Source organism: Stenotrophomonas sp. MYb238, assembly GCF_009496535.1.
GTDB lineage: Bacteria > Pseudomonadota > Gammaproteobacteria > Xanthomonadales > Xanthomonadaceae > Stenotrophomonas.
The window spans coordinates 116,640-142,452 of record NZ_WIDL01000001.1; the positions used below are offsets into that span (position 1 = coordinate 116,640).

Genomic DNA, 25,813 nt, shown 5'->3' on the forward strand with positions numbered 1-25,813 from the left:
CGGGGAGTGGACCGGTAACGTTACAGCACGCCGCGCTTGATCTGGTCGCGCTCGATGCTCTCGAACAGCGCCTGGAAGTTGCCCTCGCCGAAGCCCTCGTTGCCCTTGCGCTGGATGATCTCGAAGAAGATCGGGCCGATGCAGTTCTGGGTGAAGATCTGCAGCAGCTTGCGCTGCTTGGTCTCCGGGTCGGCGTCGATCAGGATCTTGTTGCGGCGCAGGCGCGGCACGTCCTCGCCGTTGTCCGGGATGCGCAGGTCGACCACGTCGAAATAGGTGTCCGGCGTGTCCAGGAACTCGATGCCGCGCTCGCGCATCGCCTCGACGGTGTCGTAGATGTTGTCGGTAAAGCAGGCGATGTGCTGGATGCCCTCGCCCTTGTACGCGTCCAGGTACTCGTTGATCTGGCTCTTCGGGTCGGACGATTCGTTCAGCGGGATGCGCACGATGCCGTCCGGCGCGGTCATCGCCTTGGACACCAGGCCGGTCTTGGCGCCCTTGATGTCGAAGTAGCGGATCTCGCGGAAGTTGAACAGGCGCTCGTAGTAGTCCGACCACTGCTGCATGTTGCCCAGGTACAGGTTGTGGGTCAGGTGGTCGATGAAGGTCAGGCCGAAGCCCTTCGGGTTCTGCTCGGCGCCTTCCACCGGCACGTAGTCGGCCTCGTAGATGCTGCCGGCCTCGCCGTAGCGGTCCACCAGGTACAGCATGCAGTCGCCGATGCCCTTGATCACCGGCGCCGGCACGGCGCGGGTGTCGGCCAGCAGGGACACTTCCTCGGCGCCGTTGCCCAGCGCGGCGGACAGGACCTCGGCGGCCGGCTTGCGGAAACGGATGGCGAAGCCGCAGGCGCAGGGGCCGTGCTTGGCGGCGAAGTCGGCGGCGAAGGAGTCCGGCTCCTCGTTCACGAGGAAGTTGACGCCGCCTTGACGGTAGACGGTAATAGCACGCTGCCGGTGGCGGAGCACGGCAGTGAATCCCATGTTCCGGAAGTAGTCGTGCAGCTGTGCCGCCTGCCCGGCCGGCGCGGCGAACTCGACGAACTCGAAGCCGTCGATGCCCATCGGGTTCTCGAAGGTGGTCACCTGCATGCCCAGGTTGGGCGCGTTGGATGCGGCGTGGACTTGGGTATTCATGGGTTGCCTCCGGAAGTGGGGCCGTCGCCGGTGCCGGCGGCGGAGAACAGGAAGACTCGCGGCGAACGCGGGTCAGGACCGAAGGTTATAGTTTCACATGAAACCACCATCAAGGTGCACTGCAGCATGAGCTCTTCCGACTACAGCAAGTCCACCAGCATCCGTGCCTCGCACGTGCTGCTCGATCTCGAACAATTCCTGCCGTACCGCATCAGCGTCCTGTCCAACCGGGTCAGCGGCAACATCGCGCGGCTGTATGGCGAGCGCTACGGCCTGTCGATCCCCGAATGGCGGGTGATCACCATCCTGGCGCTGTACCCGGGCTCCTCGGCGAGCGAGGTGTCCGAGCGCACGGCGATGGACAAGGTGGCGGTCAGCCGCGCGGTTGCGCGCCTGCTGGAACGCGGCTTCATCCGCCGCGAGACCCATGGCGACGACCGCCGCCGCTCGGTGCTGGCGTTGTCGGCGGCGGGCTTCGAGGTCTACGAGACCGTGGCGCCGATGGTGATGGAGATCACCCGCAAGCTGATGTCGGTGCTGACCGAGGAAGAGGAGCAGGTGCTGGAGCGGCTGATCACCCGGCTGGCCGACGCCGGCCTGGCGCAGATGAGCATCGACTGAGCCGGCGCGCCCGTCGTGGCGCCGGGTCCCTGCCCGGCGACGTGGCGGCCGCTCAGCTCAGGAACTTGCGGCGCGCGTAGATCCACGGCGCGGCCAGCGCGGCGATGGCGCCACCGGCGAAGCCGAGCGCCGCGGCCACCGCGGCCGCCTCCACGCGGCCGGGCAGGGCCAGCGCCGCGATCAGCAGCAGCGCCACCGGCAGGCCGATGAACGAGGCCAGGAAGAAGCGCCAGCGCGGCACCCAGGTATGCAGCTGCATCAGGCTCGCGCTGCTCCAGGCCTCGCCGGCCCGGCTGCGCTGGATCTTGTCCACCAGCCTGACCAGGTCGACCTCGTGGGCTCCCTTGCCGGCCCGGGCCAGGCCGATTTCCGCATCCACCTCGACCGGGTCGGGCCATTGCGCCGGCCATGCCTGCGGCGCGGCGACGCCATAGGCGGTCAGCAGCGGGACCGTCAGCGACGGCGCGGACAGCGCGCGCAGCCGGCGGTTGTCCAGCACGCACCACACCTGCGACACGCCGGCCACGGTGACGTGGTACAGCGCCAGCTGTTCCGGCGCCGGATACGGCAGCGCGGTGACCCGCGCGGCCAGCGACTCGGCCCCCATCGAGCGCAGGAAACCGACCCGGCTGCGGCCCACCTGCGCCCAGCCCAGCCCCAGCGGCCCCAGCAGCATCACCTCGGCGGCGTCGGCCGCGCCGGCGCCGGCGCGTTCGTCGCTGGCCAGGAAGGCGCTGAGCGAGCGCGGCTCGGCGACGTCGTCCCTGCCCCAGCGGTGCGACTGGCCGAGCAGGTACTTCAGCGGCACGCGCGCGGCGATGGTCTCGCCGCGCACGCTGTCCGAGGCGAACGGCACCACCGAGGCCACGAACGCGCGCAGCTCGTTGCCCGGCACCGCGCCCCACTCGGCCGGGAACAGGCCGTCCAGCAGGCCTTCGCGGGCCAGCCGGTCGATGCGCTCCTTCTGCTCCACCAGCCGCGTCACCGCCGCCTGCAGCATGATGTTCGGCGGCACCGCCGCCTGCGGCAGGCGGTAGCGCGGCGGCAGCCCCTCGCCCGCGGCGGCGGGCTGCTCGTCCATCAGCGCATCCACCGTGGGCAGGCCGGTGCCGACCGCGTCGGCAGCGGCCTGGATGGCGGCTTCGGGAGTGGCATCGGAAGGAAACGGCATGGGGAACGGACCCCGCGAACATGGGAATGCTCCCGTTAGCGGCCCGCCGCAGCGTAAATGAAGCCCGCAGACGAAAACGGCGCCACGCGGCGCCGTTTTCTTCCCCCTCGCCCGCTCAGGGCGACGCCGGCGGCGCCCATTCCTTGAGGAAGGCGAAGAACTTGCGGCGGTCGTAGCCCTTGCCCTTCTCCAGCTCGCCGGTGAACTGCGAATGCAGCAGCTGGCCCTCGGCGTCGAGCACGAACAGGTGCGGGTAGCCGGTGATGGCCGGGAAGCGCGACAGGAACGCCGCGTTCTCGTTGTCCTCGCTGTAGTTGACCTTCATCCACACGTAGTGGGCGTCGCGGAAGCGGCGGATCTCCGAGTCGCCCTCCATGAAGGCGTCCATCAGGTGGCACCAGGAGCACCACTCGCCACCCACGTCCAGCACGATGCGCTTGCCGCCGCGCTGGGCCTCGACCTTGGCGGTCTCCAGGTCGGCGACCGGGTCGCGCGCCGGGTCGAACTGCGCGTTGAGCGCTGCCACCGCGGCGATGTCCGCCGCGGCCGGGGTGTTGCCCGAGGCGACCGGCTGGCTGGTATCGGCCACCGGCGCCTTCTGTTCGGAGGTGTCCAGCGGCTGCGCCTTCTCCGGCGCCGGCGGTGCCGGCTGCGAGCAGCCGGCCAGCGCCGCGGCCAGCAGCAGGGAGATTCCACCGGACATGCGCTTCATCGTTGCTTCCTCACTTCACGCCGTGCATCAGCTTCTGCACCAGCGGCGCGATCAGGAACAGCAGCACGCCGGCGCCCAGCAGCGACCAGAAACCGAACGTATAGCCCTTCAGGGCCGATTCGACGGTCATGCCGCTTTCGCCGCTGACCACCGCGGCGAAGATGCCCGACAGGTTGTTGCCGATGGCGGTGGACAGGAACCAGCCGCCCATCGCCAGGCCGACGACCTTGACCGGGGCCAGCTTGGTGGTCATCGACAGGCCGATCGGCGACAGGCACAGCTCGCCGACGGTCTGGATCACGTAGACCATGAACAGGGTCCAGAACGGGATCTTGCCGGCGTCGTCGACCAGCGAGGACAGCGCGTACATCAGCAGCGCGAAGGCCAGGCCGTTGAAGATCAGGCCCAGGCCGAACTTGCGCGGGATCGACGGGTTGCGCGAACCCAGCGCCGTCCACAGCCACACGAACACCGGCCCCAGCGCCAGGATGGCCACCGAGTTCACCGACTGGAACCAGCCCACCGGGAACATCCAGCCGGACAGGTCGCGGTTGACGATGTTCTGCGCCAGGAAGTTGAACGAGCTGCCGGCCTGTTCGAAGAACATGAAGAACAGCACGTTGAACACGAAGATGATCAGCATGGCGATGGAGCGGTCGCGCGCGATCTTGCCCTCGCGCACGCCCTCGACCAGGATCATCACGCACAGCACGGTGAACAGCGCACCGAGGATCCAGCCCAGGATGCCGGCGTCGATCGACAGCAGGCCATAGGCCACCGGCACGGCGACCAGCGCGCCGATCAGCACTGCGATGGTGCGGCCGATGCCGGCTCCGGCCGGCGCGGCGCCGATGGTGCCGAGCTGGCGGCGGCCGATCCAGAACCACACCAGGCTGATCAGCATGCCGACGCCCGAGGCGATGAACACGTACTTGTAGGCCGGCATGGCCTCGGTGCCGAACAGTTTGTCGGCGAAGATGCCGGTCAGCACCGGGGCGACCAGCGCGCCGGCGTTGATGCCCATGTAGAAGATGGTGAAACCCGAGTCGCGGCGGGAGTCGTTGATCCCGTACAGCTGCCCGACCATGCTGGAGATGTTGGGCTTGAACAGGCCGTTGCCGGCGATGATCGTGGCCAGGCCGATGCGGAACACCCGGTCGTCGGGGATGGCGATCAGGAACAGGCCCAGCGACATCACCGCCGCGCCGATCAGGATCGAGCGCTGGTAGCCGATGATGCGGTCGGCGACGAAGCCGCCGAACAGCGCCGCCGCGTAGACCAGCGCCAGGTAGGCGCCGTAGAGCTTGCTGGCCCCGGCCTGGCTCTCGGAGAACTGGGCCACGATGTACAGCGCCAGTGCCCAGCGGATGCCGTAGAACGCGAAGCGCTCCCAGAATTCGGTCATGAACAGCATCCACAGCGGACGCGGGTGACCGAGGAGGTTCTTGAACTCCGGCACGGGCGCCGGGGTGGATGCGGAATTCGGCGCGGCAGCGCTCATGCGGGGTTCCCCCAGTAAGGCAGATACGGTGAAAAAAGCGGGACCCCGGCGCGGGCCGGGGCGCGGGGAGGATCACCGACGGCCCGGCCCGGCGTCAAATTTCGCTCATCTGCAACCATTCCATGCCCGGCGGCCGCCGGCCCTGCCGGCGCGCGGCCGCTCGCGGTATCGTGTCGGGCAGACGACGCAGGACGGGGCAGGGATGGACGACGACGCGGGCCGGCTGGGCATTCACGGCGTGCGCCTGCTGGACCTGCTGGCCGGCAGCGGCCTGCTGGTGGCGCTGTTCGACGCCGGCGACGTGCTGCGGTACGCCAACCCGGCCTTCCGCCGGACCTTCGGCGTCGAGCCCGGCCAGGCGGTGGGCTGGGCGCAGATGATGCGCGGCAACCAGCACAACCCCGGCGGCCCCCTCGCCCACACCGACGATTTCGAGAAATGGCTGACCGCCGCCCTGTCGCGGCGCGGCAAGCAGCCGTTCCGTGCGTTCGAGGTGGACCTGAAGGACGGCCGCTGGCTGTGGATCACCGAGGTCATCGAGGCCGACGGCTGGATGCTGACCATCGCCGCCGACGTGACCTATTCGGCGCACGCCGGGCAGGAGCGGCAGGCGCGGCTGGACCGCGACATCGCCCTGCGCGTGGCCCGCACCGACGAGCTGACCGGCACCCTGAACCGGCGCGGCATCCTCGCCGCGCTCGAGGACGCCTGCGTCCGCCTGCCCGCGGAAGGGCGCGGCTACGCGCTGGTGCTGCTGGATCTGGACCATTTCAAGCTGATCAACGACGGCCACGGCCACGACGCCGGCGACGAGGTGCTGCGGCGGTTCGTGCGCCACGCGCAGTCGCGGTTGCGGCCGGCGGACTTCTTCGGCCGCTACGGCGGCGAGGAATTCCTACTGGTCCTGCCCGACACCGACGCGGCGCAGGCCGACGCCCTGCTGGCGCGCATCCGCGCCGGCATGCCGGAAATCGAACTGCCCACCACCGGCGCCCGGCTGACGCCCGGTTTTTCGGCCGGCGTCATCGCCGTGCGGCAGGCGCGCCTGCCACGCGAACAGCTGCATGCCGTGGACCGCGCGCTGTACCGGGCCAAGCACGCCGGCCGCAACTGCACGGTGATCGGCGAGCTGGAGCCTGCGGGCTGAGCGTTCCTTCCCGTCTGGAGCCGCGTGGAAGGCGCGGGAAGCGGCGGTTGCGGCGCACCGGCCAGCGGGACGGGATGGCGAAGCGACCCGGAGGGGCCGGCGTGGGCGGGGATGCACGGCGGACAACGCAGGAACGCGACCGTACCGCGAGGGCGCATCGCGGCCGCGATGACAAACGTGTCGCCATGCGCCCGAAGAAACGATCGGACGTCACCGCGAACAGGCCAAGGGCCGCCTGGGCGCCAATGCGCTGCTGGGCGTCTCGATGGCCGCCGCGCATGCCGCCGCCTCGAAGAAGCAGGCGCCGGCCGGGTCGGAACCCCCGAGCGGGATGCGCAGGCTGTGCAGGTCGAGCTGCGTGCCGATACGGTTGGTCAGCGCGTCCAGGCGCAGCCCGGCCGCGCCGTTGCGTTCGAGTACGGTGGTAGTGGCGTCGAGCAGCGCGCCCAGCGAGAGTTTCTACGCGGGGCATCGCCAGGCTTTGCCCTCACCCCTCAACCCCTCACCCCGGGAGAGGGGCGTCGATGCACACCGCGGTCCGGCGGCCTATGCCACGCCGATGCTGGTGCGCACCTCGAACAGCTCCGGGAAGAAGGTCAGTTCCAGCGCCTGCTTGAGGAAGCCCACGCCGCTGGAACCGCCGGTGCCGCGCTTGAAGCCGATGATCCGCATCACCGTGCGCATGTGGCGGAAGCGCCACAGCTGGAACTGGCTCTCCAGGTCCACCAGGTCCTCGCACAGCGAGTACTCGCGCCAGTAGCGGTCGGTGTCGCGGTAGATGTTCTCGAACACCGGGCGCAGCGCCGGGTCGCTGACGTGCGGCAGGGTCCAGTCGTGGCCCTCGTAGGTGGGCGGGACGGCGTGGCCGAAACGCGCCAGGTAGCGCAGGAACTCCTCGTACAGGCTCGGCGCCTCCAGCGCCTGGCGCAGCTTCGCCTGCCCGGCCGGGTCGTGCCCGAACACCAGCAGCATGTCCGCGTTCTTGTTGCCCAGCAGGAACTCGATGCAGCGGTACTGCAGCGACTGGAAGCCCGAGGACGGGCCGAGCACGTCGCGGAAGCCCATGTACTCCGACGGGGTCAGAGTCTCCAGCACCGACCACTGCTCGGTCAGCTGGCGCAGCACCTGCTTGCTGCGCGCCAGCACCTTGCGGCACTGCCAGACCTGGTCGCGCTGCAGGAAGCCCATGGCCGCGCGCAGTTCATGGTCGAGCAGCTTCAGCCACAGCTCCGAGGTCTGGTGCTGGATGATGAACAGCATCTCGTCATGGTGCGGCGGGGGGGACAGCGGCTGCTGCGCCGACAACAGCTGGTCCAGGCAGAGGTAGCCGCCATAGGTGAGCCTGCCGTGCAGGTCGGTATGGATACCGGCTTCGAGCTCACGCTGGTTCTGTTCTACGGTCATCGGCCTTGCCATCTGCGAGGGGCGCAAAGGGTAACGCAGCGCGGCGGGCCGCCGCCGCTCCCGCGCAAACGGAATGCGAACACTTGCCGGCGCGACCGGCGCGACAATCCGTCCATGGCCGCCGCGGCCGGCTGAATGCGCTGCATCCATGTGCCCTTCGGGCCGGGCGCGGACCGCCGCGCGGAAATTCGTGCTGCGGCGCAGGACGGCTTTTCCGGCCCGATTCCTTACCATGCGCAATTCCTATCATTTGAAACCATCTGTCCAAGGTGTTGCTGCAATGACGGTTTCCGCCCAGTTCCACATCGACTACCTGCAGTACCTGGATGCCGACGGCACCCTGGTCCGCGACGACCTGCCGCCGTCGCTGCGCGATGCGCGCGCGCTGCTGCCCCTGTTCCGGCAGATGCTGGCCACCCGGGTGTTCGACACCAAGGCCGTGGCGCTGCAGCGCACCGGCAAGCTCGGCACCTTCGCCTCCTGCCTGGGCCATGAAGCGGCCCACGTCGGCATCGGCGCAGCCATGAAGCCCGGCGACGTGTTCGCCCCCAGCTACCGCGAGTACGGCGCCATGTTCATGCGCGGCGTGCGCCCGCGCGACGTGCTGATGTACTGGGGCGGCGACGAGCGCGGCAGCGACTACGACCGCGGCAGCGACGCGGTGCGCGACTTCCCGATCTGCGTGCCGATCGCGACCCAGTGCCTGCACGCGGCCGGCTCGGCGCTGTCGTTCAAGCTTCAGGGCAAGCCGCAGGTGGCGGTGAGCGTGTGCGGCGACGGCGGCAGCTCCAAGACCGACTTCTACGCCGCGGTGAACTCGGCCGGCGCCTACCAGCTGCCGCTGATCCTGTGCGTGGTCAACAACGGCTGGGCGATCTCGGTGCCGCGCGCGGCCCAGACCGGCGCCGAAACCCTCGCCCAGAAGGGCCTGGCCGGCGGCCTGTTCTGCCTGCAGGTGGACGGCAACGACCTGATCGCGGTGCTGGCGGCGATGGAACAGGCGCGCGAGCGTGCCCTGTCCGGCAAGGGCGGCACGGTGCTGGAGTTCCTCACCTACCGCCTGTCCGACCACACCACCGCCGACGACGCGCGCCGCTACCGCGACGACGCCGAGGTCAAGGCGGCGTGGTTGAAGGAGCCGCTGATCCGCCTGCGCAAATACCTGACCGCGCAGGGCGTGTGGAGCGAGGAAGAAGAGAAGAACTGGATCGCCGAATGCGGCGCGCGCGTGGACGAGGAGGTCAACGCCTACCTCAACTGCCCGGTGCAGCCGGTGGAAGCCATGTTCGACTACCTGTACGCCGACCCGCCGCCGGACCTGCTGGCCCAGCGCGCCGCCGCCATCGCCCTGGAGCAGCGCCATGGATGACATCAAGCGCAGCACCGGCCTGCACGCCGGCCACGACCTCGTCAGCGACCACGGCGCGGCAGGCGCCAGCGGAGAGAACACCATGACCGCCACCCCCATCACCCTGATCGAAGCCGTCACCCAGGCGCTGGCCTGGGAGATGCAGCACGACCCGTCGGTGCTGGTGCTGGGCGAGGACGTAGGCGTCAACGGCGGCGTATTCCGCGCCACCGCCGGGCTGCAGCAGCGGTTCGGCGCGCAGCGCGTGCTCGACACCCCGCTGGACGAGACCACCATCGCCGGCCTGTCCGTCGGCTTGGCCGCGCAGGGCATGAAGCCGGTGGCCGAGGCCCAGTTCGACGGCTTCGTCTACCCGATGGTCGACCACATCATCTGCCACGCCGCGCGCCTGCGTAACCGCACCCGTGGCCGCCTGCACTGCCCGATGGTGCTGCGCGTGCCGTGGGGCGGCGGCATCCGCGCGCCGGAACACCACAGCGAGGCCAACGAGGCCATCTTCACCAACGTGCCGGGCCTGCGCGTGGTGCTGCCGTCCAGCCCGCAGCGCGCCTACGGCCTGCTGCTGGCCGCGATCCGCGAGCCGGATCCGGTGATCTACATGGAGCCCAAGCGCATCTACCGCCAGTACAAGGAAGTAGTCGCCAACGACGGCGAGGCGCTGCCGCTGGACGTGTGCTTCGTGCTGCGCGACGGCACCGACGTGACCCTGGTTACCTGGGGCGCGCAGGTGAAGGAAGCGCTGGAAGCGGCCGACAAGCTGGCCGGCGAAGGCATCAGCGCCGAGGTCATCGACGTGGCCACGCTGCGCCCGCTGGACTTCGCCACCATCGCCGAATCGGTGGCCAAGACCGGCCGCTGCGTGATCGTGCAGGAAGCGCCCAAGACCGCCGGCTTCGGCGCCGAGATCGCCGCGCGCCTGGCCGAGGAGTCGATGTACGACCTGCTGGCGCCGGTCGAGCGCGTCACCGGCTACGACACCCACATCCCGCTGTTCCGCCTGGAAATGAAGTACCTGCCGAGCGTGGAGCGGATCGTGGCGGCGGCAAAACGCGCGGTGGCGGCGGGCTGACATGCGCGCGCGACTGCTCAACGCCTACCGCAGCCAGTACCCGGTGCCCTTGCGGTTCCGCGCCGGCGAGATCGTCCAGCTCGGCGTGCGCGACGAGGAATGGCCGGATTTCGCCTGGGTGCGCACCGCCGACAACCGCGCCGGCTGGGCGCCGGTGGCGTGGCTGCGCGTGCTCGGCGACGGCCGCGCCGAGGCGCTGCGCGACTACTCCGCGCAGGAGCTGGACGTGGACAGCGGCGAGAGGGTGCGGCTGCATCACGAACACGGTGGCTGGTGGTGGGCCGAACGCGCCAACGGCGCGCTCGGCTGGCTGCCGGCACGCGACCTGGAACTACTGGAAGAAACCCCCTGAAATGAGCCAGACCAAGAACTTCAACCTGCCCGACCTGGGCGAAGGCCTGCCGGACGCGACCATCGTGGAGTGGTTCGTCAAGGAAGGCGACGTGATCAAGCTGGACGAGCCGCTGGTGTCGATGGAGACCGCCAAGGCCGTGGTGGAAGTGCCCTCGCCGGTCTCCGGCAAGGTGCTGAAGCGGGCCGGCGCCGCCGGCGACATCGTGGTGACCGGGCACATGCTGGCCCAGTTCGAGATCGACCCGAACCTGCCGCAGCGCGCCGAAGGCCAGGACACCGGCCACCACCACGGCGCCGCTGCCCCGGCCGCGCCGGCACCTGCGCCCGCGGCGGCTCCCGCCCCGGCGCCGGCCGCCACCGCGGCCGAACGCGCCGACGAAGGCACCGTGGTCGGCGCGATGGTCAGCTCCAATGCCGTGCATACCGAGCAGGCCGTGGCCGTGGGCGGCGTCAAGGCGATGCCTGCGGTGCGCGCGATGGCGCGCAAGCTGGGCGTGGACCTGGCGCTGGTGCGCGCCACCGGCGCCGATGGCGCGGTGACGATGAACGACGTCAAGCAGGCCGCCGCCGCGGGTACCACACGCCCCGGCGCCGCACCCGCCGCCGCTCCGCAGGCGGCCGCCGCGCCGGCGCCGGCCGTGCGCGCCGAAGCCGCGCGCACGCCGCTTTCGGCCGCCGGCAAGCCGATGCGCACCGCGCCCCCGGGCGTGGTCGCCAAGGGCCAGCCGGAACCGCTCAAGGGCGTGCGCCGCAACATGGCGCGGGTGATGGCCGACGCGCACAGCAAGGTCGTGCCGACCACGCTCACCGACGACGCCGACATCCATGCCTGGGCGCCGGGCAACGACATGACCTCGCGCCTGGTGCGCGCGATCGTGGCCGCCTGCCAGGCGGTGCCGGCGATGAACGCCTGGTTCGACGGCGACAACCTCACCCGCACCCTGCACGCGCAGGTGGACATCGGCATCGCCGTGGACACCGACGACGGCCTGTTCGTGCCGGCGCTGCGCAACGCCGACATGCTCGACGCGCGCGGCGTGCGCGAGGGCATCAACCGCCTGCGCCAGCAGGTGGAGGACCGCAGCATCGCGCCCTCGGAACTGGGCGGCTACACCATCAGCCTGTCCAACTTCGGCATGTTCGCCGGCCGCTACGCCACCCCGGTGGTGGTGCCGCCGTGCGTGGCCATCGTCGCCGCCGGCCGCGCCCGCTTCCAGGTGACGCCGGTGATGGGCGGCGTGGAAACGCACAAGGTCATCCCGCTGTCGGTCACCTTCGACCACCGCGCCTGCACCGGTGGCGAGGCCGCGCGCTTCCTACGCGTGCTGATCGACGACCTCGCCAGGCCGAACTGACCGCCGGCGGCAGATGTTTTGCAGCAAGACTTGAGCCCGCAGCGATGCGGGCTTTTTTTGTTGCGCCATTCGTGGCGGCAACCTGCGGGCCATCGACAAGCGGCGTCAGGAATCGCTCCGAGCGATTCCTTTGTTGCCCCATCCGTGGCGACAACCCTGCGAGCCATCGACAAGCGACGTCAGGAGTCGCTCCGGGCGATTCCTTTGTTGCCACCCTCCGTAGCGGCAACCCTGCGGGCCATCGACAGTCGATGTCGGGATTCGCTCCAGGCGTCGCCGCGTTCCATCGTATCCGGTGCCGTGCGCGTCGCCCGGCGCCGGCCGGGAAGCGCGCCGGGCCGATCTTCCGCGCGCCGGCCATCACGGCGAAGCCCCGCCACGCTACGATGCGCAATCGCCTCTCTCCACTACCGCCATGACCCACTGGATCTGTACGACCTGCAAGGAAAGCAACGAGGACGGTTTCGAGCAATGCTGGAAATGCGGTACGCGCGCCGACGGCAGCGCGGACCCGGCCTTCCGGCCCGACAACGCCGATCCGCAGACCTGGCCGCCGCGCCTGCTCGACTGCCTGCGCTGCCCCGGCACCTCCATGGTGTTCGCCGGCCGCAAGCGCTTCCACGAGGGCTCGCAGGCCATGCCGTTCCTGTTGGGCGGTATCGGCGAACTGCTGGTCAACCGCGAGGAATTCGACCTGCACGCCTGTCCGTCCTGCGGCAAGGTCGAACTGTTCCTCGCCAGCGGGCCGCGCTGAACCGGCGCCGCGCGGCCAGGACCTCGCCACCATGGGCCATCCCCGCCGGATCGTCGTGCTATTCGCGCTCGCCTACCTCGGCATGCTGTTCGGCGGTGCGCTTCTGAAACCGGGCTATTCGCACGCGGCGCAATACATCAGCGAACTGGGTGCCAGCGGCAGCGCACATGCGCGGCTGATCAGCGTGGCCGGCTTCGTACCGGTGGGGCTGATTGCCGCGTGGCTGCTGGCCGCCACCGCGCGCTTCGCGCCGGTCGGCGGCGCCAGCCGGCTTGGTTACTGGCTGCTGCTGTGCGAACCGCTGGCCTGGATCGGTTCGGCGCTGGCGCCCTGCGACCTCGGCTGCCCGCCGGGCGGCAGCATCAGCCAGCAGCTGCATACGCTGCTGGGCGTGTTCACCTACGGCGGAACCGCGCTGGGCCTGCTGTTGTTGGCGACCGCGCCACGCCTGCGCAGCGGCTTCCGCCTGCTGTGGATCGCGCTGGCGGCGGCATGGCTGCTGCTGTTCGTACTGATGGCCACACCGGAACTGGCGCCTTGGCGCGGCCTGCTGCAGCGGCTGGCCGAATGGCTGGTCTACGGCGCGCTGTGCGTCGCCGCATGGCGCCTCGGCGGAGCGGCGCGTGGCGAGTCGTGCACACGCGCTTCGGCGGCGCGGACGTAAGCTCGCCGTTCCCACCGCAGGAGCGCGCCCATGGCCCATCGCAGCCGCCTGGCCGGCTTCATCATCGATTGCCAGGACACCGACGGCGACACCGCCGCCGCGTTCTGGAGCGCGGCGCTCGGCCTGCCGTCGCGCCCGGCCGAGACCGACACCGATGGCGCGCAGTACGCCGAGCTGCTCGATGCGCCGGGCGGGCTGCACGTCGAGGTACAGCGCGTCGGCCATGCTTCGCGCGTGCACCTGGACATCGAGGCCGACGATATCGACGCCGAGGCCGACCGGCTCGAAGCGCTGGGCGCGCGCCGCATCGGCTTCGTCAAGCGCTGGTGGGTGATGGAAGCGCCTACCGGCCACCGTTTCTGCGTCGTGCGCATGAAGCAACCCGACGACGGACGGCCCGCCACGACCTGGGAGTAAGCGGCGGCGATTGCGCGACAATGCCCGCCTGTTCCCGCGGAGACACCCCATGCCTGCTCCCGACCTGGGCGATGCCCGCGTCCTGATCGCCGGCGGCAGCCGCGGCATCGGCCTGGCCATCGCCGCCGCGTTCGCGCGGCACGGCGCCCGCCTGAGCCTGTGCGCGCGTGGCGCCGATGGCCTGCAACGCGCGCGGGAAACACTGGAAGCCGCCGGCGCCCAGGTGCACGTGCAGGCCTGCGATCTGGCCGATCCGGCGCGGATCGAGGCCTGGGTCGCGGCGGCGGCGGACGCGCTGGGCGGCATCGACATCGTCGTCAACAATGCCTCCGGTTTCGGCAACGGCAACGACGACGCCAGCTGGCAGGCCGGCTTCGACATCGACCTGATGGCCGCGGTGCGCACCAACCGCTTCGCCTTGCCGCACCTGCGGCGCAGCGCGGCGCCGGCCATCCTCAACGTCAGCTCGATCAACGGCCGCGTGCCGACGCCGCGCGCGGCCGCCTATTCCACCGCCAAGGCGGCGCTGGACTACTACACCGTCACCCTGGCCACCGAACTGGCGCGCGAACGCATCCGCGTCAACGCCATCGCCCCGGGTTCCATCGAGTTCCCCGGCGGCTTGTGGGACCAGCGCCGCACTTCCGAGCCGGCGCTGTACGCGCGCATCCGCGAGCGGATTCCGTTCGGCGGCTTCGGCGACGCCGCGGACGTGGCCGCGGCCGCGGTGTTCCTGTGTTCGCCCGCCGCGCGCTGGATCACCGGGCAGGTACTGGCCGTGGATGGCGGCCAGTCGCTGCCGGCCTGAGCGGCCTGCCGTCGGCGCCTTGCGTGCGCCGCAAGCTGGAGCGCGCTGCGGTCTATGCCAGTTGCGCCGATCCGATCGTGCTCACGCCCGGCTGCGGCGCCAGCGCCGCCTCCACCAGCGCATCGGCGATGCGCCCGGCCGGATTGATGCGCCACGCCTTCGGCAGCACCGGCGCCAGCGCGCCCAGCACCCGCGCGGCAGCGTGCTCGCCAGGCCGCGGTTCGGCGCGTTCGCCGCCGATCAGTCCCGGCCGCACCAGCGCCAGCGAGGGAAAGCCCAGCGCGCGCAGGTCGCGCTCCAGGCCGCCCTTGACCCGGTTGTAGAAGAACCACGACCGCGGATTGGCGCCCATCGCCGAGTTCAGCGCGAACACCGTGCAGCCATGTGCGCGCACGGCGCGCGCGATGGCGAGCGGATAGCCGTGGTCGATGCGCTGGAAGGCCTCGCGCGAACCGGCCTGGCGCAGGGTCGAGCCCAAGGCGCAGATCGCCGCGTCCACCCGCCACCACGGCGCGTCTTCCGGCAGACGGTCGAAATCCAGTACCGGCGCGAGCAGGCGCGCGTCCCGCAGCGCCAGCGGCCTCCGGACCGGGGCGACGACCGCCGTGCAGCGCGCGTCGGCCAGCAGCCGCTGCAGCACCCGCGATCCAACCAGTCCTGTCGACCCGGCCAGCAGTACGCGCATCCCATTCCTCCTTCGCCCGGCTGTTCAAGCCGGCATCCGCCATGCCGATAATGGGGGCATCGATCCCTGCCCGCGGCCCGGCCGCACCTCCCGCCCGGAACCGCCCGCGATGGCCGACAGCACCGACGCACCGCCGCCCAAGCCTGCCGCACTGGGGCGCATCCTGTCACGCCGCCAGGCCATGGCCGAAGCGCCGGCCTCCGCTCCCGCGGCGCCGGCACCGGCAAAGGCCGCCCAAGGACACGGCGCGGCGCCGCGGCAGCGCGTGTTCGGCGGCGCCCACGGGCCGGAGGCGCTGCTGCATGCCTTCGCGCAGGGCATGTCCACCCTGCCCGGCGAACTCGGCGACCTCGGCCGCCTGCTGCAGAGCGCGCACGACCGCCAGGAGTGGGAACGCTACGGGCGCCTGCTGCGCCAGCTGATCGACAAGTACATCCGCACCATCGACCTGGAACCGGTGCCCGACGGCAACAGCGAGGCCGAGCGCCTGCGCGACATGCTGCGCAATACCCTCGGCGCGGTGCTGTCCAGCCTGCTGCAGCAGGCACCGGAACTGGAAACGCAGGCGCGGCGCATGGGCGAGGAACTGCGCGGCTGGCGGTCCGGGCAATCGCTGGAACCGGTGGAGCAGCACCTGCGCGAGCTCTGTCACCAGGTCGGCGTGCGCAACGACGTGCTGCACGAACAGCACGACATGCTGCTGAACCTGTTCGACCTGCTGCTGCAGAACATCGCCGAACTGATCGACGGCGGCAGCTGGCTGCACGGCCAGATCGGCAACGTGCGGCGGATGCTGTCCGGGCCGCTGGACCGCACCTCGCTGGAGCGCACCCGCAACGACCTGCGCGAAGTGATCTACCGCCAGGGCGTGCTCAGGCAGGGCATCGAGGAATCCAAGGAGGCGATGAAGGAGCTGATGGTCGACTTCGTCGAGCAGGTCGAGGGCATGGCCTCGGAAACCGGCGAATACCACGACCGCGTCGCCAGCTATGCGGTCGCCGTGCGCCAGGCGCGCAGCCTGGCCGACCTCGGCCAGCTGCTGCAGAACGTGCTGCAGGACACCGCGCGCGTGCAGGCGCAGGCACTGCGCGCGCGCGACCGCCTGGCCAGCGCGCGCGCCGAGGCGCTGGCCGCGGAACAGCGCGTGCAGCAGCTCGAACGCGAACTGGAGGAAGCCGGCAGCCAGCTGCGCACCGATCCGCTGACCGGGGCGCTGAACCGGCGCGGACTGGAAGAGCAGCTTGCCGATGCGATGGGCAGCGCGCAGGCGCTGCTCAGCATCGCCATGCTGGACCTGGACCACTTCAGCCAGACCAATGCCGATTACGGCCACGCCGGCGGCGACCACGCCCTGCGTCACCTGGTGGCGACCGCGCAGACGCGGCTGGGCAGCCACGGCCACGTGGCGCGCCTGGGCGGCGACGAGTTCGTGCTGATCCTGCCCGGCATGCCGCAGGAACAGGCGGACGCGCAGCTGCGCCGGCTGCAGGAAGCCCTGGCCCACCGGCCGTTCCTGCACGACGGCCAGCGCGTGCACGTGCGCTTCAGCGCCGGCGTCGCGCAGTGGCGCGCGGGCGAATCCGCCGACGCCCTGCTGCAGCGCGCCGACCGCGCGCTCTATGCGGCCAAGCAGGCCGGCCGCGACCGGGTAGGCAACGCCGACTAGCACCGGCGCCGGCGCTGCCCGGGGCGATGCGGGCGCGCATGCATCGATACGACCGGGGCGGCACATGGCCGCCCCGGCCTCCGCTTACTTGAAGTCGCCGGCCACGAACACGCTCAGGCTGTCCGGCTTGAGGTGCGTGCGGATGGCGGCGTTGACCTGCTCGACCGTCAGCGCCTGGTAGGCCGCATCGCGTTCGATCACGAACGACATGGTGCGGTCGTAATCGAGCAGGCCCTGCAGCAGGCCGGCCACCGCGCCATCGCTGGCGCGCGACTGTTCGCGCTGCACGATGCGCGCGGCCACGGCATCGCGCACTTCCTGTGCGGTCACGCCATCGGCCACCAGCCGCGCCAGTTCCTCGCGCAGCGCGGCCTCGACCTTGCCCATGTTCTCCGGCGCGGCGATGGCCTGCACGGTAAGGCTGCCGTTGTCGTCGCGGCCGATGCGGCTGTCGTCCGCGCGCAGGCCGGCGCTCACGCCGTAGCTCAGGCCCTCGCGCTGGCGGATGCGGTCGGCCAGGCGCGACTTGAGCGGATCGCCGCCGAGGATGTCCACGGCGATGCTCAGCGCCGGCATGTCGGCGTCGGCCACGTTGAGCGATACGTTCTGCCGCGCCAGCAGCACCGCGTTGGGCTTGTCCGGCGTGGCGAAGCTCTCGCGGTGCGCGGCGCGCGGCTGGTAGCCGGTGGCGATGGGCGCATAGGCCACCGGCGACTTCCAGCCGGCGAACAGCGCCTGCAGCTGCGCCTTCACCGCTTCGGGATCGAAATCGCCCACCACGCTGATCTGGCCGCTGGCGGTACCGTAGAAATCGCGGTGCCAGGCGCGCAGGTCCTCCAGCGTCAGCGCCTTGAGCTTGGCCAGCGACTCGTCCAGCGAATCGGCATGCAGCGGATGGCCCGCCGGCCACGGATCGAAGTAGGCAGCCATCGCCATCGACGCCAGCATGCCCGGCTCCTTGCGCTGCGCCTCGATGCCGGTGATGGTCTGCAGGCGCAACTGCTCGAACTGGTCCTGCGGGAAGTCCGGCTGGCGCAGCACCTGCGCGGCCAGCGCCAGCGCCTCGGCCAGGGTTTCGCGCTTGCCGGCGAGGCGGATCTGCGCGCCCTGCAGGCTGCCGCCGATGGACGCCTGGGTCTTGAGCGCATCGAAACGGGCGACGAGCTGCTCGTAGCTCTGCCCGGCGGCGCCGCGCAGCAGCATCGACCCCACCCACTGCGCGGCGGTATCGCGCCCGGTGACGGCCTGTTCGTTGCCGAACTCGAAACTGGCATTGACCGTGACCGTCTGCCCGCGGGTCCGGCGCGGCAGCAGCGACACCTTCAGGCCATCGCCCAGCGTGAACGTCTGCGTGCGCGCGGCGATGTTCTGCGGCGTCGCCTCGAACGTCTCGCCCGCCTCGACCGCCGCCCGGCCGGTGTAGCCCTCGACCACGCTGGCGATCGCCGGTGCGGCAGGAATCTCGGCGCGGTCCGGCGCATCGGTGGGCACGAACCGGCCCAGCGTGCGGTTGCTCGGCTTCAGGTAGGCCGCGGCCACCCGGTTGACGTCGGCGGCCGTCACCCTGGCGATGGCGTCGCGCTGCACGAACAGCAGGCGCCAGTCGCCCGCCGCCTGGTACTCCGACAACGCCATCGCCACCGCGTTGACGTTGTTGAGCAGGTTCTCCTGGTCGTTGGCGATGCGCTGTTTCGCGGCCTCCACCTCCTCCCCGGTCACCGGCCGCGCCACGACAGCCTCGGCCTGCCGGAGCAGTTCGGCCTCGGCCCTGGCGGCGTCACCGTCCTTGGGCAGCACGGCGATCACGTTGAACAGCCCCGGGTCGCGCATGCTGCCGCCGCCGGCCCCCGCACCCGCCGCCAGCTTGGTTTCCACCAGCGCCTTGTGCAGGCGCCCGCTGGGCGTATGCCCGAGCACATTGCCCAGCACCGCCAGCGCCGCGCTGTCGGCCTGCGCCAGCGCCGGGACATGGTAGGTGGCGGCCACCAGCGACAGGTCGCCGCTGCGGCGCACCGTCACCTCGCGTTCGCCGTCCTGGGTCGGTTCGACGGTATGGAATGCCGGCAGCACGCGCGCCGGCTTCTTCAGCGGCCCGAAGTGCGCGGCGACGCGCGCCAGCGCCTTGTCGGCGTCGATGCGGCCGGCCACGATCAGCAGCGCGTTGTCCGGCTGGTACCAGGTGCGGTAGAACGCCTGCAGGTTGCCGATCGGCACATTCTCCACGTCCGACCGCGCGCCGATGGGCAGGTTGGCGTAGTTGTGCCAGTCGTAGGCGACCGAACGCATGCGCTTCATCAGCACGCCGGCGGGATTGTTGTCGCCGGCTTCCATCTCGTTGCGGACGACGGTCATCTCGCTGTCCAGGTCGGCCTTGGCGACCTTGGAATTGACCATGCGGTCCGCTTCCAGCCCCAGCAGCCAGTCCAGTGTGTCGTCGTTGGCCGGGAACGAAGCGAAGTAGTTGGTGCGGTCCAGCGAGGTGGTGGCGTTCTTGCTCACGCCGCGCTGCTGCATCTCGCCGGGGATGTCCGGATGCTTCGGCGTGCCCTTGAACAGCAGGTGCTCCAGCAGGTGCGCCATGCCGGTCTCGCCGTAGTTCTCCTGCATCGAGCCCACGCCGTAGACCAGGTTGACGGTGACGGTGGGCTTGCTCGCGTCGGGGAACAGCAGCACCCGCAGGCCATTGGGCAGGCGGTACTCGCAGATGCCCTCGACACACGGCCCGGCCGTCACGGCGCGCGGCAGCGCCGCGGGTGCGTCCTTGGCGTACGCCGCCGGCATCAACGCGAACGAAAGCGCTACGCCCAGGGCGCAGGAAGACAGCTTCAGCATCATTTCCCCTTGTCTGATATTCGGTACAACACGCCAGCCTGCACTCCGCCGGCACTCACTGCGCGGCGCACATACGCCGCAAACCCGACGATTTGAGCCGGAACGCGCACGTATGCGCAACTGTCGGAACTGACAGCATCGCCTGATCTCATCGCTCGCCTGCCTCAAAGGCATACAGACGCCTCGCCATCCGGTCGCAGCCCTCGGGTCGAAGAAGCCGACGCTGCTGGCGAAAAGCTGATCACTCCAATCGCAATGGACGTGAAACAAGCCCATGCCGTCCTGCAACCGCTCTCAATCACGGATAAACCACGTCCTTGGGTAACAGGTCAGAGAGATCCCATGGCACGGCCAGTTGGGCATAACAACGGCATAACAACCTTGACGAGCCAGCGCATTGCAATGCGTGCAGCTCTGCATTCCGTCGCTTCTGATTGCGGCTACTCCACTAGTGCCCCAACCTCAACTCCATTGAATTTAGATCGATATCAAATTCTGAGAATCCGCCAAAGAACCCCATGCCAACCACTCCTTCATATCCCACAAACCCCGGCTTCGCCATATCCCCAACCCCTGGAAAAACACTCATATATTCCCGCGCATCAACCAGCCCGCCAATTACCCGCTTTCCATCCCAATAAAAACTGCACTCCGCATAACTTACCCACCGGCTTCCATATAAAGTCCCTCGCTTCTTAAAGCCAGGCTTTGCTTCATCGGCGCATAACTCCGGCTCTCCAACAACAACGGTTCCGGCCCACCCTGTATCCAGAAGCAACAACAACTCCTTGCCTGATACGCTAACTCTGACCCCTAATCGGCGCCCCCCTTCAATCAATTTCAACACAACATCCCCACCACTGCCCGCACCTCCTACTTGGACCCGGCTTTCTCCCGCATCCACAAAGACTCGCCCCAGGCTCTTCAATGCGGGCAATCCAAGTATCGCATTGCCGCCAAAACCATCCACGCCTTGAATACCATCCATCTCACTAGGACAGATCCAGTCCAGAACCCATGTTCCAACTTTTATGTAACACCCGCCGACCTCTGGCAACTCATCGACGCCGAGATACTCAGCCGCCCCGGTGTCCAACAGCGCACTATATGTCCTCCCTCCCGACTCAACACCCACATAGATCCTCAATAGAAGCTTCTCTCCACCTCGTCCCACCCCGATCAGCATTCTCCCCGGCACGTCAATCACGCCCTCGCCATCAATACCCGCGCCACTCGCCCCTTCCATCCATAAGAATAAAAAAGGGGCGAACAACGCCATCATGCGGCGCATCTCCCTAGAGCGCAAAAATTTCATACCCATCCACATCCTCGTCATTTCTGGATCGCGCAGGCTTCCTCAACCCTGACCAATCAGTCGCCAGCCGCTCCCGCGGTAATCAGCCCCTACTTCCATCAATGCCACTGATCCCCCAACTTTATTCGGCACGCTTTTTTTCAAATTACTCGTGCCGTTTCAAGATGTTCAAGTTGACGAATAACGCGATGGCGTCAGCATCATTTCCCCTTGTCTGACGTTCGCCTACCTCAAAGGCATACAGACGCCCCGCCATCCGGCCGCAGCCATTGCAGGCAGGCATGTGTACATGAGGCATCGTCATCTTCATGCACGGATGCGCCCTGCTACGCCGGCATCGCTGCTGCTTCGGGTTCCTCCACCTCGGCGCTCCGCGGAGTCTGCGGACGCAGCTCCTGCACGATCCTGCCCTGTTCCATCACCAGCACGCGATCGGCGCTGGCGATGGTTTCCGGGCGATGCGCGACGATCACGCGGGTGACGTCCAGGCGCCGGATCGCCGCATTGACCAGTTGCTCGTTGCCCACGTCCAGGTGGCTGGTCGCCTCGTCCAGGAACAAAAGTTTCGGCTGCCGGTACAGCGCGCGCGCCAGGATGATGCGCTGCTTCTGCCCACCGGAGAGCGAACTTCCCATATCGCCGATCAGGCCGTGGTAACCCATCGGCATCGCAGCGATATCGTCGTGCACCGCTGCCAGCCGCGCCGCCTGCTCGACACGCTCAAGATCGAACTCGGGATCGAAGAAACCGATGTTGTCGGCGATGCTGCCGGCGAACAGCTGATCGTCCTGCATCACCGCGCCAACGATGGCGCGCACGTTGCGCGCGCCGAGCCTGTGCAGGTCGTGACCGCCGACGTGGATGCTGCCTTCGCTGGGCTTGAGCAGGCCCAGCAGCAGCTTGACCAGCGTGGTCTTGCCACACCCGGACGCACCGATGATCGCCACCGACTCGCCCGGCGTGACGCTGAAACTGCAATCGCGCAGCACCCACGGCTCGCCCTCGGCATAGCGGAAGGACAGGTTGCGCACCTCTATGCGCACGTCCTGCGGCGGCAGCGCCTCCGGCAACGCGTGGTCGTCCTCCGGCGGCGTAAGCACGATATCGGCCAGGCGTTCGCCGTGCAGCCGCAGCATGCGGAACTCCACCCACTTGTCGATCAGCGAACTCATGCGCCCGGCGAACTGGTCCTTGTAGGCCAGGTAGGCGATCAGCATGCCCACCGAAAACACATTGCCCAGCGCCAGCACCGCGCCGATCCAGATCACCGCGATGCGCTCGATACCGAACACCAACTGGCTGGCACCGTTGAAGCCCAGCCCAAGGTGGGCCAGTCGTACTTCCTTGTTGACGGTCTCCACCATCAGGTTGTCGTAGGTGCTTCGCCGCCGCGATTCCTCGCCGGCGACCTTAACGCTCTGCATGCCACGCAAGGATTCCAACAGGTGCGTCTGCTGCTTTGCCCCTGCCACCAGTTGCTGCTCGGTGCCATCACGTAGCGGGCGGTAGGCCAACGCGCGGATAACTGCATACAAGACCACGGCCAACAGAGTCACCAACGCAAGTTTCCAGCTGTAGACCAGCATCAGGCCCAGCGTGACCACCGCCATCAGGCCATCGATCAGGGCTTCCACGAAGCTGGTGGTCAGCGTGCGCTGGATGGCCTGAACCGAGGACAGGCGGGAGGTCACGTCGCCCAGATGGCGCTTCTCGAAGAAATCTAGCGGCAGCTTGAGCAGATGCGCGAACACATTTCCCATCCATTGCAGGCCTAGGCGCGATGACAGATGCACCAACGCTACGCCGCGCAGCAGGCCGATGCCAATCTGCAGCAGCAATGCCAAGCCGAAGCCCAACCCCAATACGGTAAGCAGGTCGCGGTCGGCCGAGACCAGTACCTGGTCCACCACCCACTGCATGAAGAACGGGGCCAGCACCACGAATACCTGCAAGGCCACCGACAGCAGCAGGATCTGCCCCAGCGCGCGCCACAGTCCCCGTACCGGGCCGGTCAACTGCCGCGCGGTGATCGCAGGCTCCGCCTTCTGTGGCTTGAAGTCGGCAGTCGGCGACAGTTCCAGCGCCACGCCGGTGAAATGTTCGGAAACCTCGGCCAGCGACAGCACCCGTTCGCCGATGGCCGGGTCGAGAATCGTGACCTTGCTGCGGCCGACTTTGGCCAGTACGACGAAGTGGTTCAGATCCCAATGCAGGACGCAGGGCAGCTTGAGCTTGCCAAAATCCTCCATTTCCAGCCGTAGCGGACGGGTGGAAAAGCCCAATTGCTGGGCAATCTGGATCAGGTGGGAAAGCTTGGCGCCCTTGAGCGACAACGGGAAGCGGCGACGCAATTCCGGCAAGCCGATATGTAGGCCGTGAGTGGAGACGACCATTGCCAGAGAGGCCAGTCCGCACTCGGCCGCCTCGGGCTGCAGGATCGGCCTCATGCTTGAAACTCACTGCATGTCGCAAGGTTGATCTCACCCAACTTACACGCACCTCCCATCGTCACATTCGGCATCCATATCCCGATCAAAATGCATCCACGAGAATCGAAGCAATATTATATGCAATGTGCGCAACCATACAGGCACGAATACCATGACGTAAAGCTAGAATACACATGGCGATCGAAAAAGCGAAACTGGAGTACAGATTTGAATAGTGAAGAAGTGAAAAAAGCATAGAAACAAGTGCAATAGAAGCCACCACTCCCAATACATTCCTGGCGACCGGAAAGATCCTACCCCTGAATATCACCTCCTCAAGAACCGGCTGAATCACACCGGTGAAAAATATGGTCAAGAAAAAATAAGGAAAGAAGCGCGCCCGAGGAATTTCAGCATAGACATTGTTATTTGGAAAATACCCGTCGCTCGCGTACTTGATCAACGCACTGAACACAAACAGGGCGACCCCCAGCAATGCGAGCATGAACACACTTCCAGCCCCAGGGATGCGCTCGACAACAGGAACATATGGAATCTTGAGCCTATCGAAGATAGATACCGCAGCCGCAAGGAATGACGCAAGTATCATTGAAGGAACCGCTTGCTTCAGCGCCCAGAAGACACTGGCATCGCGGATCACCCTTGATGCCAAGATCATGACGATCCCTGAAATAAAAATTACTGCAAAAAAAAATGCCAGTGTTGCCACCAGATGCTTCACGCGCGTATCACTCATCGTGCAGCTCGATTCCTGACATCTACCCATATACGCAATTAGAGTGTGCGCCGCCATGACGCAGCGACGCACACTTGCCGGACCGATCAGTCGAAGAAGCCACCTACGAAGTCGATGACCTCTTCAGCCAGCTGTCCAACACCGTTCGCGATGTCGTTCGCCATCTGCCCCAGAGAGCTCTGAGGGCAATCGATCACATCGTATTCTCGGACCGGGCCACATCCCTCCACCGTCGAAGGGGCAGCTTTCTGACCGCCCGAAACCAGCAAAACTTCCGCCGTAGCAAGTTCACGCATGCTATTTCTCCTTTGCTTCGCTAGCACATACCCTGTGCCGTAGGGCCGGGTATACACCCAGCAATCCTTTTACTCCGGCAAGGTCAGGTGTTCCCCACCTTACCAGTCAATGAATACAACGGCTCGAAAATCCACTCGATCAACCTGCGCCGTTCGCCCATCACATCGGCATCCAGCAGCATGCCGGGCTTGAGCGGCTCAGGCTTGCCATAGGCGGTGATGGCCTGCTGCGCCAGCGCCACGGTGATGCGGTAATACGGTTCGCCCTGCTGGGCATTGCCTATCAACGTCCCCAGCTCGCCACTGCTCAATGCGCTGCGGCTGATGCGCGCCACCCGCCCCTCCTGGTGACCAAATTTCTGGTACGGAAACGCCTGGTAGCGCAGCAGCACGGTATCGCCGGGGGCGATGAAGCCTATGGCGCGGCTGGGCACCAGCAGCTCGGCCTCCAGCTTTCCGTCGCCCGGCAGCAGGCTCAGCAGCGTCTGGCCGGCTTGTACCGCCTGCCCCGGCTTGACGATCTGCGTGGCGACCACACCGCTTACCGGCGCCTTCACCAGCAGCGCACTATTGGCCTGCATCTGCACCCGTTCCTGTTCCAGCTGCGCCAGATCGCGCTGGTAGCCGGCATCGCTGGCCTGCTGCTGGCCCGGCAGTTCGCGTTGGGCTTGTTGCAGTTGCGCCATCAGCCGGCGGGTGCCGATGGCTTGCCGCTGCAGGGTCTGCATCTGCCCGGTGTAGTCCAGCACCAGCGCTTCCTGCTGCTTGATCTGCAGCACGCTCACGAACTGGCCGCCCTCGAGTCGGCGCAGGCGTTCGAGGGTTTCGCTGGCGATACGGATCTGCTGCTGGCGGGTGATCACTTCCGCCTCCACCTGCGCCAGTTCGCGCTGCGCATTCGCCAGTTGGCTGGCGATGCCTTGCGCCTGCGCCTGCAACTGCGCGTGCTGGGCCTGTTGCGTGGCGAGCAAACCATCCTGTCGTTGTTGCAGGCGTTGTTCCAACGCCATTTGTGTATCGCCGCTGTCCTGGGTGGCACGCGGCACGGAGACCAGGGCAAGCGTGCCGCCGGCCGCGACCTGTCCGCCTTCCGGGACATCCAGCCGCGTTACCACGCCACTGGCGGGAGCCACGACCGTCGCCAACCCTTTCATCGGCACCAGTTGCCCGGTAACAGTGGAACGACGGGTATAGGTACCCAAGGTAACGAACAGCACGATGACGAAAGCAGCCATTACCGCCAGCCCGGTCAACACCCACAGCCGCAGCGGTTGCGCCAACGAAATGCCGCCCAGCCAGCTGGTGCGGCGGGCCTTGAGCACTTCATCGCGGAACAACGGTTGCGACATTG

General features: G+C 68.0%; 23 protein-coding genes. 11 read left to right on the forward strand and 12 right to left on the reverse strand.

All coding sequences use genetic code 11. The features are described from left to right. Window positions 1-20: 20 nt before the first annotated feature. Window positions 21-1,136 (reverse strand): 4-hydroxyphenylpyruvate dioxygenase, encoded by a 1,116-nt coding sequence (hppD, locus tag CQ393_RS00640; protein ID WP_194269536.1) that lies wholly within the window; start codon window positions 1,134-1,136, stop codon window positions 21-23. 126 nt (window positions 1,137-1,262) lie between these two features. On the opposite strand from hppD, the gene CQ393_RS00645 reads away from it, so the two are divergent. Continuing rightward, window positions 1,263-1,757, forward strand: a complete 495-nt coding sequence (locus CQ393_RS00645) for a MarR family transcriptional regulator (protein WP_153189687.1) — start codon at window positions 1,263-1,265, stop codon at window positions 1,755-1,757. Window positions 1,758-1,809: 52 nt separating this feature from the next. Here CQ393_RS00645 and CQ393_RS00650 read toward each other — a convergent pair whose 3' ends face one another. The 3 genes from CQ393_RS00650 to CQ393_RS00660 all read right to left on the reverse strand — a co-directional run bounded on the left by CQ393_RS00650 (window position 1,810) and on the right by CQ393_RS00660 (window position 5,141). Next, window positions 1,810-2,928 carry a hypothetical protein gene (locus tag CQ393_RS00650; protein ID WP_153189688.1) on the reverse strand — a complete coding sequence of 373 codons (1,119 nt, stop codon included), beginning with the start codon at window positions 2,926-2,928 and terminating at the stop codon, window positions 1,810-1,812. A 115-nt stretch (window positions 2,929-3,043) separates the two neighbouring features. Beyond that, window positions 3,044-3,640: a thioredoxin family protein gene (locus tag CQ393_RS00655; protein ID WP_153189689.1), complete on the reverse strand. Its 597-nt coding sequence runs from the start codon at window positions 3,638-3,640 to the stop codon at window positions 3,044-3,046. 10 nt (window positions 3,641-3,650) lie between these two features. After that, window positions 3,651-5,141, reverse strand: a complete 1,491-nt coding sequence (locus tag CQ393_RS00660; protein WP_153189690.1) for an oligopeptide:H+ symporter — start codon at window positions 5,139-5,141, stop codon at window positions 3,651-3,653. 202 nt (window positions 5,142-5,343) lie between these two features. On the opposite strand from CQ393_RS00660, the gene CQ393_RS00665 reads away from it, so the two are divergent. Continuing rightward, window positions 5,344-6,288 carry a diguanylate cyclase gene (locus CQ393_RS00665; protein WP_194269537.1) on the forward strand — a complete coding sequence of 315 codons (945 nt, stop codon included), beginning with the start codon at window positions 5,344-5,346 and terminating at the stop codon, window positions 6,286-6,288. A 546-nt stretch (window positions 6,289-6,834) separates the two neighbouring features. On the opposite strand, the gene CQ393_RS00675 is transcribed toward CQ393_RS00665, so the two are convergent. Next, a complete protein-coding gene (locus tag CQ393_RS00675; RefSeq protein WP_153189692.1) occupies window positions 6,835-7,692 on the reverse strand; it encodes a tryptophan 2,3-dioxygenase family protein in 858 nt (285 codons plus the stop codon). Window positions 7,693-7,972: 280 nt separating this feature from the next. Between CQ393_RS00675 and pdhA the strand changes: the two genes are divergently transcribed. The 8 genes from pdhA to CQ393_RS00715 all read left to right on the forward strand — a co-directional run bounded on the left by pdhA (window position 7,973) and on the right by CQ393_RS00715 (window position 14,482). Continuing rightward, window positions 7,973-9,061 (forward strand): pyruvate dehydrogenase (acetyl-transferring) E1 component subunit alpha, encoded by a 1,089-nt coding sequence (pdhA, locus tag CQ393_RS00680; RefSeq protein ID WP_153189693.1) that lies wholly within the window; start codon window positions 7,973-7,975, stop codon window positions 9,059-9,061. Next, on the forward strand, window positions 9,054-10,130 hold the full coding sequence (locus tag CQ393_RS00685) for an alpha-ketoacid dehydrogenase subunit beta (RefSeq protein ID WP_153189694.1): 1,077 nt from the start codon (window positions 9,054-9,056) through the stop codon (window positions 10,128-10,130). Before pdhA ends, CQ393_RS00685 begins: the two co-directional genes overlap by 8 nt. Before the next feature lies 1 nt (window position 10,131). After that, complete coding sequence (locus CQ393_RS00690; RefSeq protein WP_153189695.1) at window positions 10,132-10,482, forward strand: SH3 domain-containing protein; 351 nt, start codon at window positions 10,132-10,134, stop codon at window positions 10,480-10,482. 1 nt (window position 10,483) lies between these two features. After that, window positions 10,484-11,839, forward strand: a complete 1,356-nt coding sequence (locus tag CQ393_RS00695) for a dihydrolipoamide acetyltransferase family protein (RefSeq protein ID WP_153189696.1) — start codon at window positions 10,484-10,486, stop codon at window positions 11,837-11,839. Between the two features lie 415 nt (window positions 11,840-12,254). Further along, window positions 12,255-12,593, forward strand: coding sequence for a hypothetical protein (locus CQ393_RS00700; protein WP_153189697.1), 339 nt, complete (start codon window positions 12,255-12,257; stop codon window positions 12,591-12,593). 31 nt (window positions 12,594-12,624) lie between these two features. Then, entirely contained in the window at window positions 12,625-13,257 is a 633-nt protein-coding gene (locus CQ393_RS00705) for a DUF998 domain-containing protein (RefSeq protein ID WP_153189698.1), read from the forward strand. Window positions 13,258-13,287: 30 nt separating this feature from the next. Beyond that, window positions 13,288-13,674 (forward strand): VOC family protein, encoded by a 387-nt coding sequence (locus CQ393_RS00710; protein WP_153189699.1) that lies wholly within the window; start codon window positions 13,288-13,290, stop codon window positions 13,672-13,674. A gap of 49 nt (window positions 13,675-13,723) precedes the next feature. Then, window positions 13,724-14,482, forward strand: a complete 759-nt coding sequence (locus tag CQ393_RS00715; RefSeq protein ID WP_153189700.1) for an SDR family oxidoreductase — start codon at window positions 13,724-13,726, stop codon at window positions 14,480-14,482. A gap of 52 nt (window positions 14,483-14,534) precedes the next feature. Here CQ393_RS00715 and CQ393_RS00720 read toward each other — a convergent pair whose 3' ends face one another. Beyond that, entirely contained in the window at window positions 14,535-15,167 is a 633-nt protein-coding gene (locus tag CQ393_RS00720) for an NAD-dependent dehydratase (RefSeq protein WP_153189701.1), read from the reverse strand. Window positions 15,168-15,276: 109 nt separating this feature from the next. Here CQ393_RS00720 and CQ393_RS00725 point away from each other — a divergent pair, with 109 nt between their 5' ends. Continuing rightward, window positions 15,277-16,833, forward strand: coding sequence for a GGDEF domain-containing protein (locus tag CQ393_RS00725; protein ID WP_153189702.1), 1,557 nt, complete (start codon window positions 15,277-15,279; stop codon window positions 16,831-16,833). Window positions 16,834-16,917: 84 nt separating this feature from the next. On the opposite strand, the gene CQ393_RS00730 is transcribed toward CQ393_RS00725, so the two are convergent. From CQ393_RS00730 to CQ393_RS00755, 6 genes are all read right to left on the reverse strand, one after another. After that, complete coding sequence (locus tag CQ393_RS00730; RefSeq protein ID WP_228114206.1) at window positions 16,918-19,665, reverse strand: pitrilysin family protein; 2,748 nt, start codon at window positions 19,663-19,665, stop codon at window positions 16,918-16,920. A gap of 448 nt (window positions 19,666-20,113) precedes the next feature. After that, window positions 20,114-20,980 carry a hypothetical protein gene (locus tag CQ393_RS00735; protein ID WP_153189704.1) on the reverse strand — a complete coding sequence of 289 codons (867 nt, stop codon included), beginning with the start codon at window positions 20,978-20,980 and terminating at the stop codon, window positions 20,114-20,116. Between the two features lie 326 nt (window positions 20,981-21,306). After that, window positions 21,307-23,427 carry a peptidase domain-containing ABC transporter gene (locus tag CQ393_RS00740; RefSeq protein WP_153189705.1) on the reverse strand — a complete coding sequence of 707 codons (2,121 nt, stop codon included), beginning with the start codon at window positions 23,425-23,427 and terminating at the stop codon, window positions 21,307-21,309. Between the two features lie 85 nt (window positions 23,428-23,512). Further along, the gene (locus CQ393_RS00745) at window positions 23,513-24,166 is read right to left on the reverse strand and encodes a type II CAAX endopeptidase family protein (protein ID WP_194269538.1); all 654 of its coding nucleotides are present in this window, start codon (window positions 24,164-24,166) and stop codon (window positions 23,513-23,515) included. Window positions 24,167-24,252: 86 nt separating this feature from the next. Continuing rightward, window positions 24,253-24,462: a hypothetical protein gene (locus CQ393_RS00750; RefSeq protein WP_153189707.1), complete on the reverse strand. Its 210-nt coding sequence runs from the start codon at window positions 24,460-24,462 to the stop codon at window positions 24,253-24,255. 83 nt (window positions 24,463-24,545) lie between these two features. Then, on the reverse strand, window positions 24,546-25,811 hold the full coding sequence (locus CQ393_RS00755) for an HlyD family efflux transporter periplasmic adaptor subunit (RefSeq protein ID WP_153189708.1): 1,266 nt from the start codon (window positions 25,809-25,811) through the stop codon (window positions 24,546-24,548). Window positions 25,812-25,813 lie beyond the last annotated feature (2 nt).

Excerpts from the sequence above, each read along its gene's own strand:
- CQ393_RS00735 (WP_153189704.1), bottom strand. The coding sequence starts at position 20,980 with ATGAAATTTTTGCGCTCTAGGGAGATGCGCCGCATGATGGCGTTGTTC.
- CQ393_RS00745 (WP_194269538.1), bottom strand. The coding sequence starts at position 24,166 with ATGAGTGATACGCGCGTGAAGCATCTGGTGGCAACACTGGCATTTTTT.
- CQ393_RS00655 (WP_153189689.1), bottom strand. The coding sequence starts at position 3,640 with ATGAAGCGCATGTCCGGTGGAATCTCCCTGCTGCTGGCCGCGGCGCTG.
- hppD (WP_194269536.1), bottom strand. The coding sequence starts at position 1,136 with ATGAATACCCAAGTCCACGCCGCATCCAACGCGCCCAACCTGGGCATG.
- CQ393_RS00710 (WP_153189699.1), top strand. The coding sequence starts at position 13,288 with ATGGCCCATCGCAGCCGCCTGGCCGGCTTCATCATCGATTGCCAGGAC.
- CQ393_RS00720 (WP_153189701.1), bottom strand. The coding sequence starts at position 15,167 with ATGCGCGTACTGCTGGCCGGGTCGACAGGACTGGTTGGATCGCGGGTG.
- CQ393_RS00675 (WP_153189692.1), bottom strand. The coding sequence starts at position 7,692 with ATGACCGTAGAACAGAACCAGCGTGAGCTCGAAGCCGGTATCCATACC.
- CQ393_RS00650 (WP_153189688.1), bottom strand. The coding sequence starts at position 2,928 with ATGCCGTTTCCTTCCGATGCCACTCCCGAAGCCGCCATCCAGGCCGCT.
- CQ393_RS00700 (WP_153189697.1), top strand. The coding sequence starts at position 12,255 with ATGACCCACTGGATCTGTACGACCTGCAAGGAAAGCAACGAGGACGGT.
- CQ393_RS00695 (WP_153189696.1), top strand. The coding sequence starts at position 10,484 with ATGAGCCAGACCAAGAACTTCAACCTGCCCGACCTGGGCGAAGGCCTG.
- pdhA (WP_153189693.1), top strand. The coding sequence starts at position 7,973 with ATGACGGTTTCCGCCCAGTTCCACATCGACTACCTGCAGTACCTGGAT.
- CQ393_RS00660 (WP_153189690.1), bottom strand. The coding sequence starts at position 5,141 with ATGAGCGCTGCCGCGCCGAATTCCGCATCCACCCCGGCGCCCGTGCCG.
- CQ393_RS00690 (WP_153189695.1), top strand. The coding sequence starts at position 10,132 with ATGCGCGCGCGACTGCTCAACGCCTACCGCAGCCAGTACCCGGTGCCC.
- CQ393_RS00645 (WP_153189687.1), top strand. The coding sequence starts at position 1,263 with ATGAGCTCTTCCGACTACAGCAAGTCCACCAGCATCCGTGCCTCGCAC.
- CQ393_RS00750 (WP_153189707.1), bottom strand. The coding sequence starts at position 24,462 with ATGCGTGAACTTGCTACGGCGGAAGTTTTGCTGGTTTCGGGCGGTCAG.
- CQ393_RS00725 (WP_153189702.1), top strand. The coding sequence starts at position 15,277 with ATGGCCGACAGCACCGACGCACCGCCGCCCAAGCCTGCCGCACTGGGG.
- CQ393_RS00715 (WP_153189700.1), top strand. The coding sequence starts at position 13,724 with ATGCCTGCTCCCGACCTGGGCGATGCCCGCGTCCTGATCGCCGGCGGC.
- CQ393_RS00705 (WP_153189698.1), top strand. The coding sequence starts at position 12,625 with ATGGGCCATCCCCGCCGGATCGTCGTGCTATTCGCGCTCGCCTACCTC.
- CQ393_RS00740 (WP_153189705.1), bottom strand. The coding sequence starts at position 23,427 with ATGAGGCCGATCCTGCAGCCCGAGGCGGCCGAGTGCGGACTGGCCTCT.
- CQ393_RS00665 (WP_194269537.1), top strand. The coding sequence starts at position 5,344 with ATGGACGACGACGCGGGCCGGCTGGGCATTCACGGCGTGCGCCTGCTG.
- CQ393_RS00685 (WP_153189694.1), top strand. The coding sequence starts at position 9,054 with ATGGATGACATCAAGCGCAGCACCGGCCTGCACGCCGGCCACGACCTC.
- CQ393_RS00755 (WP_153189708.1), bottom strand. The coding sequence starts at position 25,811 with ATGTCGCAACCGTTGTTCCGCGATGAAGTGCTCAAGGCCCGCCGCACC.
- CQ393_RS00730 (WP_228114206.1), bottom strand. The coding sequence starts at position 19,665 with ATGCTGAAGCTGTCTTCCTGCGCCCTGGGCGTAGCGCTTTCGTTCGCG.